Source organism: Exiguobacterium sp. s125 (assembly GCF_018618605.1).
Classification (GTDB): Bacteria; Bacillota; Bacilli; order Exiguobacteriales; family Exiguobacteriaceae; genus Exiguobacterium_A; species Exiguobacterium_A oxidotolerans.
Window position 1 is genome coordinate 160,875 of the sequence record NZ_JACSMI010000003.1, and the last position, 14,320, is coordinate 175,194.

Genomic DNA, 14,320 nt, shown 5'->3' on the forward strand with positions numbered 1-14,320 from the left:
AGCAAGGTCAAGATGCTTCACCCGTGTAAAAAAACAACCGGGTATTTTTTTATTACGGGTTACGATTTAACTTCGACTGCGGAGTCGCCACTTCGGTATTTTTCGACGACGACAATCAAGACGGTAATGATGACGAGTAAGAACCAAGACGATAATTTGCCAAAATCGACAAGTGCCCAGCCCTCTTGCTGATGCGGATAGACCCAGCCCTTAAAAAAGGTGACGATGTTTTCCGCCAGCCAAATGAACCAGGCAATTAGTAAAAATGATAAGACAAGCGGGAGACGGTAAACCGTATCCTCTAGTCGGAAGTAGACCCACGATTTAAAGAAGACGACGATGACGAGTCCCATCAAGAACCACCGTAAATCGAGCATCCAGTGGTGCGTAAAAAAATTTAAGTAAATCAAACTCCCGACAGCAAGTGCGAGGGTCGGACGTGGAAAGGACGTAAACCGAAGATCAAGTCGCCGAAACGCCTGACAGATGTAACTCGCGACACTGGCATACATGAAACCTGCGTAGAGCGGAACACCAAACACTTTCGAAACAGCGTCTTCCGGATAACTCCACGAGCCGACGTGGACTTTAAACAGCTCAAGTCCTAATCCGATGACGTGAAAAATAAGAATCAGCTTGAACTCTTCTTTCGTTTCATAACGAGTCACGAGTAAGGCGACTTGGACGAACAGACACCACAGTAACAGGATGTCATAACGGGCAATCGGTTCACTCGGCAAATAACGTGATAAGGCGAGTGCAGCAAAGATGGCTACTGGAAAGATACAACAGAGCGCTTCAAGATATGTAAAACGGATGAGATGGCGGATCAATCGCATCGACGTCCCTCCTCTTCTTTCTTTAAGTATACGAGACGTTCGCCGTACCTCCCTCCTTCTCAAGTTGGACATTCGACAATTTGTTGCTTCTGCTTTAGTCCACGAACGTGATACAGTTAACGAATACGTATCTTATTGAATCGAGGTGACACGCAACGATGTTCAAACGTTTCCATACGTCCTGGTTGCTGCGCGCAACGTTGAAGTGGTTCTTATTTTTAAGCGGTCTCTTTTTACTCGCCGTCGGTTCCTCCATCATGATCACCGCTAACCTCGGTGTCTCGACTTGGGATGTCCTGCATCTCGGTCTTCAAAACAAAACACCTTTGTCAGTCGGGACGGTCATTCTTCTCGTCGGTCTGCTGCTCGTCCTCGTCAAATACTTACTCGACCGGATTCGACCGCAAGTCGGGACACTCGTCAATGCAATTTTCGTCGGTGTCTTCATGAACCTCGTACTTGGTTCTCATCTGCTTCCGTCGTTCTCAACTGTCTGGTTGAACGCCTTATGGCTCATCTTCGGTATTTTCATCATCGGCATGGGGGCAGGGCTATACGTCGCCGTCGGATACGGCGCCGGTCCACGTGACGGATTGACCTTGACGTTAGCCGAACGCTTCGGAACCTCAATCCGGATGATGCGGACAATCATGGAGATAACGGCATGTGGTCTTGGTTGGTTACTCGGTGGTCCCGTCTTTTTCGGGACGATTCTATCGATTTTTTTGATTGGACCGTTTCTTCAATTTTGGTTAGTCTATTTCCGCCGGATGATTGCCGCAATCGATGCTGGGGTCGTTCGACCGAACGAACAAAAAATCAGCTGAGCCGCCTGACTCGATATCGTTTCGAAAGAAATGGTATCTTTTTTTTGTGGATGAAGCAGATTAGTTGCACCTGTAAAAAATACACGTTATATTCGTTTACATATCAATCTTTGATACGTCAAAGGTTTCTTGGGACGAAGGGAAGGATGTGATGATTTGAGTATTTCTTGTACGGAAAAAGGACGCCTCATTTATGCGCTCGTCTCGGTCAATAAGACGATTGCGCAAAAATTTGATTTATGTACAGATGGCTTCAGTCAGACTCGGATGGACTTACTAGCCCAACTCGAGGTCGGAAAGACAATTAGTCAAAAAGAATTGCAGCAACGCGTCAATGTCGACAACGCTGCCGTGACGCGACATTTAAAACATCTCGAAACGAACGGAATGATTCAACGTGTCCGTTCTGAGAGCGATAACCGTGTCATCCTCGTCTCATTAACTGCAGAGGGTGCCACGCGTATCACACAATTGCGCCAGCAAAAAGATGACTTCTTGGAAAGTCTGTTAACCGGCTTTACTGAAGAAGAACAAGATCAACTCGCACAAATGATTCAGCGCATTGAAGATAACGCGTTAACATTACCTAAAACTACTGCACGATAAAAAAGGAGAGCTTACTCATGACAACACAAACATCTACTGACTTTATGGAAATCGTAAAAGGCCGTCGTTCAATCCGCAACTACGACACGGACGTAAAAATCTCAAAAGAAGAAATGACACAAATTCTTGAAGAAGCAACACTCGCACCGTCTTCAGTCAACATGCAACCATGGCGTTTCCTCGTCATCGACAGCGAAGAAGGAAAAGCGACGCTCGCTCCACTCGCGAAGTTCAACCAAGTCCAAGTCGAGACATCATCTGCTGTCATCGCTGTCTTCGGTGACATGAACGCCATCGATCAACTCGAAAACATTTACGATACGGCCGTCGCACAAGGACTTATGCCGCAAGAAGTCCGCGATCGTCAAGTTCCGGCAATCAAAGGTATGTATGAAAACGTTCCTGCTAGTGCACTTAAAGACAGCATCTTGATCGACTCAGGTCTTGCTTCCATGCAATTGATGCTCGTCGCTCGCGCACACGGTTACGATACGAACCCGATCGGTGGATACGAAAAAGATCAAATCGCTGAAGCTTTCGGCATGGATAAAGATCGTTATGTACCAGTCATGCTCCTTTCAATCGGGAAAGCTGTTGATGCAGGATACCCATCAGTCCGTCTTCCAATCAACGATATCGCAGACTGGAAATAAGTTCGATTCGCTTCATCAAAAAATAGAGAACACAACAAGGGAGATTGAATACTATGACAACTCAAACAACTACTGACTTTATGGAAATCGTAAAAGGCCGTCGCTCAATCCGCAACTACGACACGGACGTAAAAATCTCAAAAGAAGAAATGACACAAATTCTTGAAGAAGCAACACTCGCACCGTCTTCCGTCAACATGCAACCATGGCGTTTCCTCGTCATCGACAGCGAAGAAGGAAAAGCGACACTCGCTCCACTCGCGAAGTTCAACCAAGTCCAAGTCGAGACATCATCTGCTGTCATCGCTGTGTTCGGCGACATGAATGCGGTTGATAGCATCGATACAATCTACGACATGGCTGTTGAAAAAGGGCTTATGCCGCAAGAAGTCCGCGATCGCCAAGTACCAGCAATCAAAGGATTCTACCGCCCAGAAGATACAGACACACTTCGTGACAGCATCTTGATCGACTCCGGTCTTGTTTCGATGCAATTGATGCTCGTCGCTCGTGCGCACGGTTACGATACAAACCCAATCGGTGGATACGAAAAAGATCAAATCGCTGAAGCTTTCGGCATGGATAAAGATCGTTACCTCCCTGTCATGCTCCTTTCAATCGGGAAAGCCGTTGACGCAGGATATCCATCAGTCCGTCTTCCAATCAACGACATCACAGATTGGAAATAAGCAATCCGCACGACGAAGAGAGCACCTCGTTTTAACGGGGTGCTCCGACTGTAGACAAACTAGATGGAAAGTCACTTAAATGTGATTTTCCATCTTTTTTTGCTCTCTCTTTCCTTCCCAATCGTCTTCCTGTGGCAAACATCGCGCCGCTTCAGCAAAGCTGCAGGGTCGCTCCTGTTTGCTTTCCACTAGGAAGCGATTGGATCGGAAATCGAGGCTTTTTTAGCTTTACTTCCTATTTATAAAATAAAAAAATACACCACAACGGAAGATTGGAGTACGTATCGGATCTAAAAAGCTATATCGAGATGCAATCAGTTTGCGCTTCCCTGTCCCGTCTTCAAAGCGGCTGTACGACTGTGCTCTACCTAAAAAAGCATCGTTTCCGTTGACTCCTACGGAGGAAAGCAACGAAAAAAGACGCTTGATCTCCCGATAACACGTTGTCTACACGCTGAGCACCTCGTTTTAACGGGGTGCTTTTTGCTATATCTCCTGTCCCTCCTCTGCATTTAAATTCAGTTCGGCTCAATCCTTTTGTATACTGAACGAAAAAGGAGCGGATGCAGGTGTATGACGTAACGATCATCGGCGCAGGTGTCGCCGGAATTTTTCTGGCACACGAACTCGTACAGGACGGACAATCCGTCTTAGTGATTGACGCCGGAAAACCGTTAGCCGAAAGAACCGTGACAGACGCTTACCTCGGCTTTGGCGGACTCGGTAAATCAGAAGGAAAATACAATTATTCAACAGAGTTCGGGGGCGAACTCGAACAAAAGTTAGGTCCGGAAACGACACTCCGCTTAATGCAACAAGTCGATGCCGTCCTATGTCAGTACGGAGCACTGGAGGTCCCTTTGTATTCCACTCATAATGCGTCATTTGCGGCGCGTGCTGAAGACGCTGGTTTACATACAATCGAGACGTCCGTCCGTCATCTCGGAACTTCACTTACGAAACAGGTGCTCGCCCGACTGGAGGACATGTTGATGCAGACGGTCACGTTCCGCTTTTCGACTCAAGTCGAACAGATACAGAAGCAAGCGGATACTACATTCACACTCAAAACAGCGTCAGAGACGTTCTCGAGCCGACGAGTCGTGCTTGCGACCGGACGTTCCGGAACGGACTGGATGCGCCAGCAGCTAAAGCAGCTCGGTCTGGTGCAATCGAAAACACGACTCGACCTCGGGATTCGGATTGAAATGGATGAAGCGCCTTTTCGGACTGTATTACAGGACACGTTCGAAACGAAACTGGCATACGCATCTGACGCTGGAACGGCCGTCACCTACTGCATGAATCCGACCGGTCGGATTATCCGCAAATATCAAGAAGGTCTCGTCATGCCGGACGGACAAAATTTCCGCGAACAGACGACGGGGACGGCAAATTTAAACTTCACGTTGTTTTTACCACGCTATTTCGATACGTTGACCGCAGCGAATCAATTTGCGACTTCAGTCATCGGACAAATCAACCAGGGGTCGGACCGGATCGTCGTCCAACGTCTCGGTGACTTGCTTGCCGGTGTAGCTTCTACAGCAACCGGAATCGCTCACAATCAAGTCGTCCCGACGCTCGAAGCAACACCAGGAAACCTGCTCGACGAGGTCCCGGACACCGATCTCGCCGTGTTACTCGGATTTTTCGAGCGGCTCGGACGTTTGCTCGAAACTCCGCTCTCCCCTGATACATTGCTTTACGGAATGGACGGGAAGTTTTACGCTCCGGTCCTCGCGACCTCCCGTGACTTCGAAACAGACATCACGGGACTGTATGCAATCGGGGATTGTTCCGGCGCGACCCATTCGCTTTCGCAAGCAGCGGCGAGCGGTCTCCACCTCGGACAAGTCTTACAGCAAAAAACAGCCGTTTCGGGAGAGTAAAGCTCTCTCAAAACGGCTGTTTTTCATTCAGTTCTTATTTTTTAAACGCTTCATATACTTTCAGTTGTTTCCCTTTGACCTTCGTCGTCTTCATCGCGCGTAAGACGAGTGGCCCTTTACCGTTCAGAATCTCGACATACGTTACCGTATCTTGAATCGTGATGATCCCGATATCCTGAGCAGTCATCCCTTCGATTTTCGCAATCGTTCCGACAAAATCAACGGCCCGAAGTTTCTTTTTCTTCCCGCCATTGAAATAGAGCTTCATGATGTCAGCGTTCAGTTGTTGTGTTTTTGATGTGCGGACATCCGTCGTCGTGATTTTCTCTTCGAACGCATCTGCCGTCCGAATCAATTCACGTTCCGTCGGTGCTTGACGTTTTTCGATTGCTTCGCCACGGTACTGTTCGACTTCACGAAGACGGCGCATATCCGCTTCCGTCACGAGGCTGATTGCTTTCCCCATTGCGCCCGCACGCCCTGTCCGACCCGTCCGGTGCACATAACTTTCTTTTTCGACCGGCATGTCGTACTGGATGACGTGGGTGATGTTTTCGATGTCAATTCCACGTGCTGCGACGTCTGTCGCGACCAAGTAACGGAATTCGCCTGCACGGAATGCCTTCATGACCGCAAGGCGCTCGTCCTGTTCCATCCCGCCGTGAATTTTCTCGACCGGATACTCCATCGCCGTCAGTCCTTGGGCGACAAAATCGACATGTTCTTTCGTCCGGCAGAAAATCATACAACGGTCCGGATTTTCGACGACCGTGACGTCTTTCAGGATTGCAAATTTCGTCTTATCGGTTACAGAAATATAACTGTGATCGATTTGAGCGATTTCGGTTGCATTTGTCGTGATTTCGACCTCTTTCGGCGACTGCATGTAACGTTCGCTCAGCTTGTGAATGTCTTGCGGGAACGTCGCTGAGAACAACATCGTCGTCCGTTGTGTCGGCAGTTGTTTTAAAATCGTATCGACTTGCTCGAGGAAGCCCATGTTCAGCATCTCATCCGCTTCATCCAGGACAAGGTATTTGACCTTTTCAAGCGAAAGTGTCCCTCGCTCGAGGTGATCGAGCACACGACCTGGTGTTCCGACGACGATATGGGTCTTCTGTTTTAATTCCGTGACCTGACCACGGAACGGCTGTTTCCCGAAAACGGCTGTCGCTTTAATCCGCTTGTAACGCCCGATGTTCATCACGTCTTCCGTGACTTGCAGCGCCAGTTCACGCGTCGGTGTCAAAATTAGCGCTTGTGGTTTATTTTCTTCCCACTCGACGAGTTCACAGAGTGGAATGCCGAACGATGCCGTTTTCCCGCTTCCTGTGCGTGATTTGACGATGATATCTTTTTCAGACAAGGCGACCGGAATGACGGCTTGTTGGACATCCGTCGGCGTATGGTAACCAAGTTGTTCAATCGCTTCTAAAATTGGTGAACTGAGTTGAAAATCAGTGAATGGTTTTTTTGGCATGTGAATCCCTCATTTATTATATAGTTTCGAATTGACCGTACATCTCATGACCTCTCATTATGCGCTACTTTCCGCAGGACGTCAAAAGAGCTTCCCGTCAGAGTGACAGGAAGCTCCACTTGCTTATTTTGCTGCGACTTTATCTTTTTTGATTTGTTTACTACGTAACTGTCCACATGCTGCATCGATGTCTGTCCCGTGCTCGAGACGAACACCACAGTTGAGACCGTTCTTTTTCAACGTATCGTAGAATGTCGAGATATCTTCTGACGTACTCCGTTGATATTGACCATGCTCATCAACCGGGTTGTACGGAATCAAGTTGACATACGTCAAGTGACGTTTGTCTTCGAATAATTTCGCAAGTTCGATTGCTTGTGCTTTTTGGTCATTGACTCCACGAAGTAAGATGTACTCAATCGTAATTTTACGATTCGTCGTCTTCACGTAATAATCGATGGCAGGCATCAATTTTTCGAGTGGAATCGCACGGTTGATTTTCATGATTTGTGTGCGCAACTCGTTGTTTGGTGCGTGCAATGAAATCGCCAAGTTCACTTGAAGTTTTAAATCTGCGAATTTGTAGATTTTATCAGCAAGACCACTTGTCGAAACAGTGATGTGACGTGCACCGATCGCAAGACCGTTGTGATCTTTGATGACGTTCAAGAAGTCGACCATGTTGTCGAAGTTATCAAACGGCTCACCGATACCCATGACGACGACGTGGCTGACACGTTCTTCTTTACCGACAGCATCGAGGTGATGTTGGACGTTCATGATTTGTTCGACGATTTCACCAGCTGACAAATCGCGGCTCTTCTTAATCAATCCACTCGCGCAGAAGCTGCAGCCGATGTTACAACCGACTTGTGTCGTCACACAGACAGAGAGTCCGTATTTGTGACGCATGAGGACTGTTTCAATCAAACTGCCGTCATACAACTTGAAGAGGAACTTGATTGTTCCGTCCGCTGATTCCTGTTTAACTGATTCTGTCATCGAGCCAATCGCAAAACTCTGATCTAACAACTCAAGGCAATCCTTGTTGACATTCGTCATTTCAGCGAAAGTAGTGACACGTTTACGATAAAGCCAATCCCAAACCTGCTTCGCACGGAACGGCTTGTGACCTTGATGCGATAACCAGTCTGTCATCTGCTCAATTGTTAATCCATAAATGGATGGTTTATTCATTAGTGAGACCTCATTTCTTTTTCCAGAACTATAACATTCCTTTATCTTAGTAAAAATCGGGCACTTACGCAACGTTCAAATCCTAAATGTTCACTTTCTGTAGATTTCGAAAGGCTGTTTCGCTTTGTTTTGTCAAAAAAATGCCTCAAATCGATAAATTCCGTTTTCGAAAACTGATAAAAGCAAAACTACTGAACATCAGACAGATTAGCACAAGTAGAAGGATGTGCAACAGTAAATGTTCTGTCCCCGCCAGCAATCGTCCCGTATCAAACAAACTGAAGATCGATCCATAACGCATCCAGTCCGTTTTTTCACTTAAGCCCGCTCCAATCGTCAAGACAATCGAGAAGACGAGGACACCGGCAGCGACGGAAAAGGCACGACGCTCATCGTCAAAGAGTGTCGTGATAAACAACGTGAAACCAGCAACCGCATACAGCAAAAACAAAGCATTGACTTGCAGTCGCAATAAAGTCATACCATCAATCGAGATACCAGACATCGTCCAGTCCGCCATCAGTAAAACGAGCCCATTCAATAGAATGAGACAGGTACTCGCAATCAGCATGACGATGAGCGCTGCTGCCGTATATTGAATCCGCGTGATCGGGGATGCTAGATATAAAATCAATTCGCCATTGTCGATCGGACGGGCAAGTAACCGTGCCGCGAGGGACAACATATAAAACGTCGCAATAACTTGAAAAATCAAGCCGTAATAATTGCCGGCTAAGAGATCGAGCAGATTATTGAACGTCACCTTGTCATATTGGAATGCCTGTAACAATTCTTTTGGGAGAGCTTCGAGTTTTGCCTCGAGCAGACCGGTCTTCATCATCGATGGATACAAGGCGGCGAGCAACAATAAGTACAAACTGGTACCAAGTGAATAGGCAACGATCGGTTTGACGTTCTGATTGAGTAAAGACCAGACGACCACGCTCATGATTCGTCACCCTCCCCGTAATAGTGCAAAAAGACATGCTCCAAATCATCAGCCGTCGTCTGAATCGAACGAATATCGTACGCAGTCAGAAGACGGAGAACTTGATTCAGTGTCAATTGGTCACTTGTCAAAAAGGAGACACGTTGTTGTTTTTGCGTCGCCCCGACTTGAATCGCAAATTGTTCCGCCTGTGCAGCAAGACCGAATTCGACCGTATACTGTTTCCGGCTCGACCGGATCAGTTCATGGATATCGGATTCAACGATGATTCGTCCATTTTTTATCAACGCTGCTCGGTCGCACGACTTCTCCATCTCCGGGAAGTGGTGCGAACTCATCAAGATTGCTTTTCCGAGGCGACGTTCTTCCTCTAACCACGTCAGAAATCGTTCCTGCATCAATGGATCGAGTCCACTCGTCGGTTCATCAAGGAGATAGACCGGTGCGTCCTTCATGAAACATCCGACGAGTGCGAGTTTTTGTTTTGTACCTTTAGACATCTTCCGCACCTTCGTTTTCGGATCGAACGGAAAGCGCTCAAGTAAATCCGCTTGACGCTTCCGGTCCCCACCATGCAATTGTTGCATCAACTGTAAGATGTGGTCTCCCGTAAAGTCTCCCGGCAAACTGATTTCTCCCGGCAGATAACCGACGAGTCGTTTCACTTCTTTTGTTTCAACCCAGCAATCAAATCCACCAATCGTCGCATGACCGGAGTCAGCAGCAATCAAGCCCATCAATTGACGAAGTGCCGTTGATTTCCCTGCCCCATTCGGACCAATGAAACCAAAGACCATTCCCGGCTCGACAGAAAAACTGACATCGAATATTCCTTTACCCGACGCGAACGCTTTCGTGACATGTTCGAGATGAATCACTTCAACCGCCTCATTTCTTTTTTAAGAAATGGCTACAGTTAGTTATACCCGTTCTGTCATCGTGTCGGACGTAGCGAATCGATAAATCACAAACCGTTCATCATGATTTTTTTCGAATAAATCGCGTAACCGGACTTCCTCGATTTGTTCGAACGCCGTCTGGTTCTCTAAAAAATACCGGTATTCATCTGCCGGATAATAAAGAATCAAATCGATGGTCCGTGGCGCCTGCTCGACCGACTGTAAGATGTGGTTGACGACCTTGATAAAAATTTGAACGGAAAAAGGGTTAAAAAAATAAAATTTTGTCGCTTCTACCGGAATCGGATAACTTTCTGCATAGACATGTTCAAATTGAAGACTCCCGCGCCGTTTTTTAACTTTTTTTAAGTAATTCATCTGATTCGTCAGTGCATCCTCATAAAACTGACCGTTCATCTCGATTCCGATGACGGAACAGTCAAACCGATCGTGAAGATAAAAGTTCAGTCGTCCCTTCCCGCACCCAAAATCAATCACCGTATCCTCAGGATGAAACGGATAGACCGCGCATAGCTCATCCAGGGCTGCATATGGGGTCGGTTCATAACGGTTATAGTGACTGAAGGCATTGTAGAGGTGCTGGACATCAATCGTTTTAATGTGGAGCCGCGTTTCATATTCTTGTTCATTCATAGTTCAACTTCCTTCTTTCAAGCATTGTTTTCTCCATCGTACTATACTAAAGAGGTACGTAATTCGATAAAAGGGGATGTTTTTATGATCGTCGTAACGAACCGGATTAAAGTCAAAAAAGGGATGGCTGCTGCACTAGCACCTCGCTTCACACGCCCGAGTGGTCTCGACTCGATGGACGGATTCATTCGTGTCGAAGTTCTCTTAACGCAAAATATCGAAGAACATGACGAAATGAACGTCAACATGTACTGGGAAGACATGAAGCACTTCGAAGCATGGCGGAACAGTGATGACTTCAAGGAATCGCATAAGCGTCCTGCGCAGCAAGAAGGCGAGGCACAGGAGTCACCGATGCTCGGCAGTGAAATCATCACCTATGAAGTCGCTTCTGTAAAAGAAAGTACACGTTAATCGACACGACTTAAATCCCCGAATCCTTAAATCGATTCGGGGATTTAATTTTTCAAACGTTATTTTGCAATTAACCTCGCACAATATTTAACAAGGGTTAAATTGTATATCGTTCCATTTATTGTTATTATATGTCCAATACTAGAGAGAGAGGACATATTATGATTGATTCCTTAACGATTTTTGAACAAGTCATTCGAGATTTGCCTGTCGACCGGTCGTTGACACGAGAAGATATTTGTACAGAAGATTTTTTATTGCAAACGGAACATGAGTTATCGGTCTATTATTCCCCAATCGGTGACTACATCAATCCTTTCGCAAAAGTCATTATCGTCGGAATTACGCCAGGACTTGAACAGATGCGAATCGCGTTCGAAGAGATGGCCGATGCCTTACACCATGGTGTTTCGTTAGAGGAAGCGGCAAAAAACGCCAATTATTCAGCTAGCTTTTCCGGTGTGATGCGTCGAAATCTCGTAACGATGCTGGACGAACTTGATTTTGCGACAATGCTGTCGATTCCGACGACCGCTACTTTATTTAATGAACACCAGGAATTACTCCATGCGACCTCCATCTTAAAACATCCTGTTTTCTATCGCGGGAAAAACTACAGTGGTCATCAACCGAAGATAGATCGTATCCCTTTACTCCGACACTATGCGTATGAACACTTCGCAGCAGAATTGAATCAATTAAATGAACCTGCCCTGATTATTCCGCTCGGCCGAATCGTTGAGGCGACGGTCCGGACCTTACTTCATCAAGGACGGATTCGAAAACATTTTCTTTTATCGGGTTTTCCTCACCCCTCTGGTGCCAATGGCCATCGTAAACGTCAATTCGAAGACAACCGTTCCTACCTCAACCAACAATTGATTCACTACTTCACGCGTTCGGATTAAATCAAAAAAAGAGTCCCTGCCGTACCAGCTTCGCGCTGAGACGTCAGGGACTTCTTATCGACCGATATGTACAGATGTGAACACGAATTTGTCATACCGGTGCCGCGAAAATGAATATTCAAATGGTTTTCCGTTCCCTAAAAAAACGACTTGTTCCACTTCGATGACAGGATCGGTTTCGAGATTTCCAAGATATTTTTGATCCCATTCATTCGGTTTATCTGCACGGATCATTTTGTGCGAGCTCGTAATCGTATAACCAAGTTCTTCTTGAATATAGCGGTAAATCGATTGATCGAGAATCGCCTTCGTTAAACCTGTAATCAAGGAGGAAGGCATAAATGTATGCTCAATCACGTAAGCCTCTCCTTCGACGTAGCGGACACGTCTAATTTCATAGACCGGATCCGTTTGCTCAATCATCAAATGTCGTGCGACTTCCTTCTCCGGAAAGCGCACCTCAAATTGAAGTACTTCGCTTTTAACAGCCCGTTCCCCAAGCAATTTGGTCAATCCTTGCGATTCTTTGTTCAGAACGTTAATACGTCCTTGTGAAAAATTCGATGGTAAAATAAACGTCCCTTGTCCCCGTTGTCGGTAAATAATTCCTTCTAAGACGAGAATCTCAAGTGCTCTCTTCATCGTCATCCGGCTGACTTCGAATTCTTCTGCTAAGTTGATTTCGTCCGGCATCGCCTGATCGACATCATATCCCCCATTTAGGATTCGTTTGCGAAGTTCATCAGCAATTTTCTCATATTTCGGTTGTTTCTTTATAGACATGACTTCACCCCATGTATAGACATATAAAAATAATATAACAAAAAAAGATGATCAGGACTAGACATCCTAATCATCTTTTCAATTATTTCGTAAATCCTTGCTCTTCAATCACTTGTTTGAACCAATGGCCGCTTTTCTTGACCGTTCGTTTTTGGGTCGCGAGATCGAGTCCGACAAAACCGTAACGGTTTTTATAGGCATTGCTCCAAGACCAGTTATCCATGAACGTCCATAAGTGATAACCTTTGACGTTTGATCCTTCCTTCAGCGCACGATGCATCCATTGCAAGTGAGAGGCGATGAAATCGATGCGATAATCGTCCTGAACACTGCCGTCCTCGTCCCGGTAACGTTCCTCCCCTTCTACACCCATTCCATTTTCAGAAACAAAACACTTGATGTTCCCGTAATTCTCTCGCAGGTTCGTCAAAATATCGTAAATTCCCTTTTCGTAGATTTCCCAGCCACGATATGGATTCATTTTTCTTCCCGGCATCTCGTAATAATCGAACAGATGCTCCGGCATGAAAGGTGCATCTGGATGCGGAAGGTGCTCTTTTACTTTGATGCGTCGTGGTTGATAGTAATTAATTCCGAGTAAATCAACGGTATTTTTCGCGATGAGTTCCAGGTCACCTTGAACGACCTCGGGCAAAGCACCTTGTTGTTCCAATAAATCGACCAATTCGGCCGGGAACGTTCCGAGTACGGAAGGATCCAAGAAGGAACGATTGAACAATACGTCGGCTACTTGGGCCGCTTTCACATCCCCAGCATTTTGGCTTCGAGGATAAGATGGCGTTAAATTCAAGATGATGCCAATTTCACCCGTCTGCTCTGTTTCTTTATAGGCCTGTATTGCAAGTGCACTCGATAAAATCGAATGATAGGCCACTTGAACGGCACGCTTGAAATCAACAACGTTCGGGTAGTGGAAGTCGTATAAATAGCCACCTTCTACCGGGACGATTGGCTCATTATGCGTAAACCATTTACTGACACGATCTCCGAATAGTGAAAAGCACGTTTTAGCATATTCTGTATAGGCGGTGACGACGGCACGACTTTCCCAGCCACCGATGTTTTGCAGTGCAAGCGGCATATCAAAGTGATATAGATTTACGAACGGTTCGATGTCCGCTGCAATCAATTCGTCAATCACACGATTATAGAAATCAATGGCAATCGGATTCATTTCCCCCTGCCCCTCAGGAAAAAGACGTGACCAGGAAATCGAGATTCGAAACGAGTTGTGTCCGAGTTCTTTCATCAACGCAATATCTTCTTCATAACGATAATAAAAATCAGAGGCTACCGTTGCATTTACACCATCGAAAAAGCGATTCGGTTCTTGTTCGTACCAATGATCCCAAATGTTCGGTCCTTTTCCCCCCTCAAATGCTGCCCCTTCCGTTTGTGTCGCTGAAGCTGCTGTTCCCCACCAAAAATCTGCAGGGAATGTATACTTTTGTTCTTTTGCCGTCGTAACTTCCGTTTGATTCATCTCATCCACGTCCTATCTCTATTTTT

Annotated in this window: 15 protein-coding genes; 7 read left to right on the forward strand and 8 right to left on the reverse strand. The window is 46.2% G+C overall.

Annotated elements, in window-relative coordinates:
- Positions 1 to 59: 59 nt before the first annotated feature.
- On the reverse strand, positions 60 to 839 hold the full coding sequence (locus KNQ05_RS10485) for a DUF817 domain-containing protein (RefSeq protein ID WP_088838235.1): 780 nt from the start codon (positions 837 to 839) through the stop codon (positions 60 to 62).
- 158 nt (positions 840 to 997) lie between these two features.
- Between KNQ05_RS10485 and KNQ05_RS10490 the strand changes: the two genes are divergently transcribed.
- The 5 genes from KNQ05_RS10490 to KNQ05_RS10510 all read left to right on the forward strand — a co-directional run bounded on the left by KNQ05_RS10490 (position 998) and on the right by KNQ05_RS10510 (position 5,506).
- The gene (locus KNQ05_RS10490; protein ID WP_214770241.1) at positions 998 to 1,666 is read left to right on the forward strand and encodes a YczE/YyaS/YitT family protein; all 669 of its coding nucleotides are present in this window, start codon (positions 998 to 1,000) and stop codon (positions 1,664 to 1,666) included.
- Between the two features lie 156 nt (positions 1,667 to 1,822).
- Positions 1,823 to 2,272, forward strand: coding sequence for a MarR family winged helix-turn-helix transcriptional regulator (locus tag KNQ05_RS10495; RefSeq protein ID WP_239456778.1), 450 nt, complete (start codon positions 1,823 to 1,825; stop codon positions 2,270 to 2,272).
- A 17-nt stretch (positions 2,273 to 2,289) separates the two neighbouring features.
- Positions 2,290 to 2,925: a nitroreductase family protein gene (locus KNQ05_RS10500; RefSeq protein ID WP_088838238.1), complete on the forward strand. Its 636-nt coding sequence runs from the start codon at positions 2,290 to 2,292 to the stop codon at positions 2,923 to 2,925.
- 53 nt (positions 2,926 to 2,978) lie between these two features.
- Positions 2,979 to 3,614, forward strand: coding sequence for a nitroreductase family protein (locus KNQ05_RS10505; RefSeq protein WP_214805337.1), 636 nt, complete (start codon positions 2,979 to 2,981; stop codon positions 3,612 to 3,614).
- Positions 3,615 to 4,183: 569 nt separating this feature from the next.
- Positions 4,184 to 5,506, forward strand: a complete 1,323-nt coding sequence (locus KNQ05_RS10510) for an NAD(P)/FAD-dependent oxidoreductase (RefSeq protein WP_214805339.1) — start codon at positions 4,184 to 4,186, stop codon at positions 5,504 to 5,506.
- A gap of 34 nt (positions 5,507 to 5,540) precedes the next feature.
- Here the strand turns inward: KNQ05_RS10510 and KNQ05_RS10515 are convergent, their stop codons facing one another.
- The 5 genes from KNQ05_RS10515 to KNQ05_RS10535 all read right to left on the reverse strand — a co-directional run bounded on the left by KNQ05_RS10515 (position 5,541) and on the right by KNQ05_RS10535 (position 10,685).
- A complete protein-coding gene (locus tag KNQ05_RS10515; protein WP_214770247.1) occupies positions 5,541 to 6,986 on the reverse strand; it encodes a DEAD/DEAH box helicase in 1,446 nt (481 codons plus the stop codon).
- 123 nt (positions 6,987 to 7,109) lie between these two features.
- Positions 7,110 to 8,183 carry a dual-specificity RNA methyltransferase RlmN gene (rlmN, locus tag KNQ05_RS10520; RefSeq protein WP_088838241.1) on the reverse strand — a complete coding sequence of 358 codons (1,074 nt, stop codon included), beginning with the start codon at positions 8,181 to 8,183 and terminating at the stop codon, positions 7,110 to 7,112.
- A 145-nt stretch (positions 8,184 to 8,328) separates the two neighbouring features.
- Entirely contained in the window at positions 8,329 to 9,132 is an 804-nt protein-coding gene (locus KNQ05_RS10525; protein ID WP_214805341.1) for an ABC transporter permease subunit, read from the reverse strand.
- Positions 9,129 to 10,010 carry an ABC transporter ATP-binding protein gene (locus KNQ05_RS10530; protein ID WP_214770251.1) on the reverse strand — a complete coding sequence of 294 codons (882 nt, stop codon included), beginning with the start codon at positions 10,008 to 10,010 and terminating at the stop codon, positions 9,129 to 9,131. Before KNQ05_RS10530 ends, KNQ05_RS10525 begins: the two co-directional genes overlap by 4 nt.
- A gap of 42 nt (positions 10,011 to 10,052) precedes the next feature.
- Positions 10,053 to 10,685 (reverse strand): methyltransferase, encoded by a 633-nt coding sequence (locus KNQ05_RS10535; RefSeq protein ID WP_214766294.1) that lies wholly within the window; start codon positions 10,683 to 10,685, stop codon positions 10,053 to 10,055.
- 84 nt (positions 10,686 to 10,769) lie between these two features.
- On the opposite strand from KNQ05_RS10535, the gene KNQ05_RS10540 reads away from it, so the two are divergent.
- The gene (locus KNQ05_RS10540) at positions 10,770 to 11,099 is read left to right on the forward strand and encodes a heme oxygenase (protein WP_029332105.1); all 330 of its coding nucleotides are present in this window, start codon (positions 10,770 to 10,772) and stop codon (positions 11,097 to 11,099) included.
- Positions 11,100 to 11,260: 161 nt separating this feature from the next.
- Entirely contained in the window at positions 11,261 to 12,007 is a 747-nt protein-coding gene (locus tag KNQ05_RS10545; protein WP_214805343.1) for a uracil-DNA glycosylase family protein, read from the forward strand.
- 54 nt (positions 12,008 to 12,061) lie between these two features.
- On the opposite strand, the gene KNQ05_RS10550 is transcribed toward KNQ05_RS10545, so the two are convergent.
- Positions 12,062 to 12,790, reverse strand: coding sequence for a GntR family transcriptional regulator (locus tag KNQ05_RS10550; protein WP_088838246.1), 729 nt, complete (start codon positions 12,788 to 12,790; stop codon positions 12,062 to 12,064).
- An 82-nt stretch (positions 12,791 to 12,872) separates the two neighbouring features.
- Positions 12,873 to 14,294 (reverse strand): glycoside hydrolase family 1 protein, encoded by a 1,422-nt coding sequence (locus tag KNQ05_RS10555; RefSeq protein ID WP_214805345.1) that lies wholly within the window; start codon positions 14,292 to 14,294, stop codon positions 12,873 to 12,875.
- Between the last annotated feature and the right edge of the window lie 26 nt (positions 14,295 to 14,320).

Bases quoted from the DNA above. Each gene is read 5' to 3' on its own strand.
- KNQ05_RS10485 (WP_088838235.1), bottom strand. From the start codon at position 839: ATGCGATTGATCCGCCATCTCATCCGTTTTACATATCTTGAAGCGCTC.
- KNQ05_RS10490 (WP_214770241.1), top strand. From the start codon at position 998: ATGTTCAAACGTTTCCATACGTCCTGGTTGCTGCGCGCAACGTTGAAG.
- KNQ05_RS10500 (WP_088838238.1), top strand. From the start codon at position 2,290: ATGACAACACAAACATCTACTGACTTTATGGAAATCGTAAAAGGCCGT.
- KNQ05_RS10505 (WP_214805337.1), top strand. From the start codon at position 2,979: ATGACAACTCAAACAACTACTGACTTTATGGAAATCGTAAAAGGCCGT.
- KNQ05_RS10515 (WP_214770247.1), bottom strand. From the start codon at position 6,986: ATGCCAAAAAAACCATTCACTGATTTTCAACTCAGTTCACCAATTTTA.
- rlmN (WP_088838241.1), bottom strand. From the start codon at position 8,183: ATGAATAAACCATCCATTTATGGATTAACAATTGAGCAGATGACAGAC.
- KNQ05_RS10525 (WP_214805341.1), bottom strand. From the start codon at position 9,132: ATGAGCGTGGTCGTCTGGTCTTTACTCAATCAGAACGTCAAACCGATC.
- KNQ05_RS10535 (WP_214766294.1), bottom strand. From the start codon at position 10,685: ATGAATGAACAAGAATATGAAACGCGGCTCCACATTAAAACGATTGAT.
- KNQ05_RS10540 (WP_029332105.1), top strand. From the start codon at position 10,770: ATGATCGTCGTAACGAACCGGATTAAAGTCAAAAAAGGGATGGCTGCT.
- KNQ05_RS10545 (WP_214805343.1), top strand. From the start codon at position 11,261: ATGATTGATTCCTTAACGATTTTTGAACAAGTCATTCGAGATTTGCCT.
- KNQ05_RS10550 (WP_088838246.1), bottom strand. From the start codon at position 12,790: ATGTCTATAAAGAAACAACCGAAATATGAGAAAATTGCTGATGAACTT.
- KNQ05_RS10555 (WP_214805345.1), bottom strand. From the start codon at position 14,294: ATGAATCAAACGGAAGTTACGACGGCAAAAGAACAAAAGTATACATTC.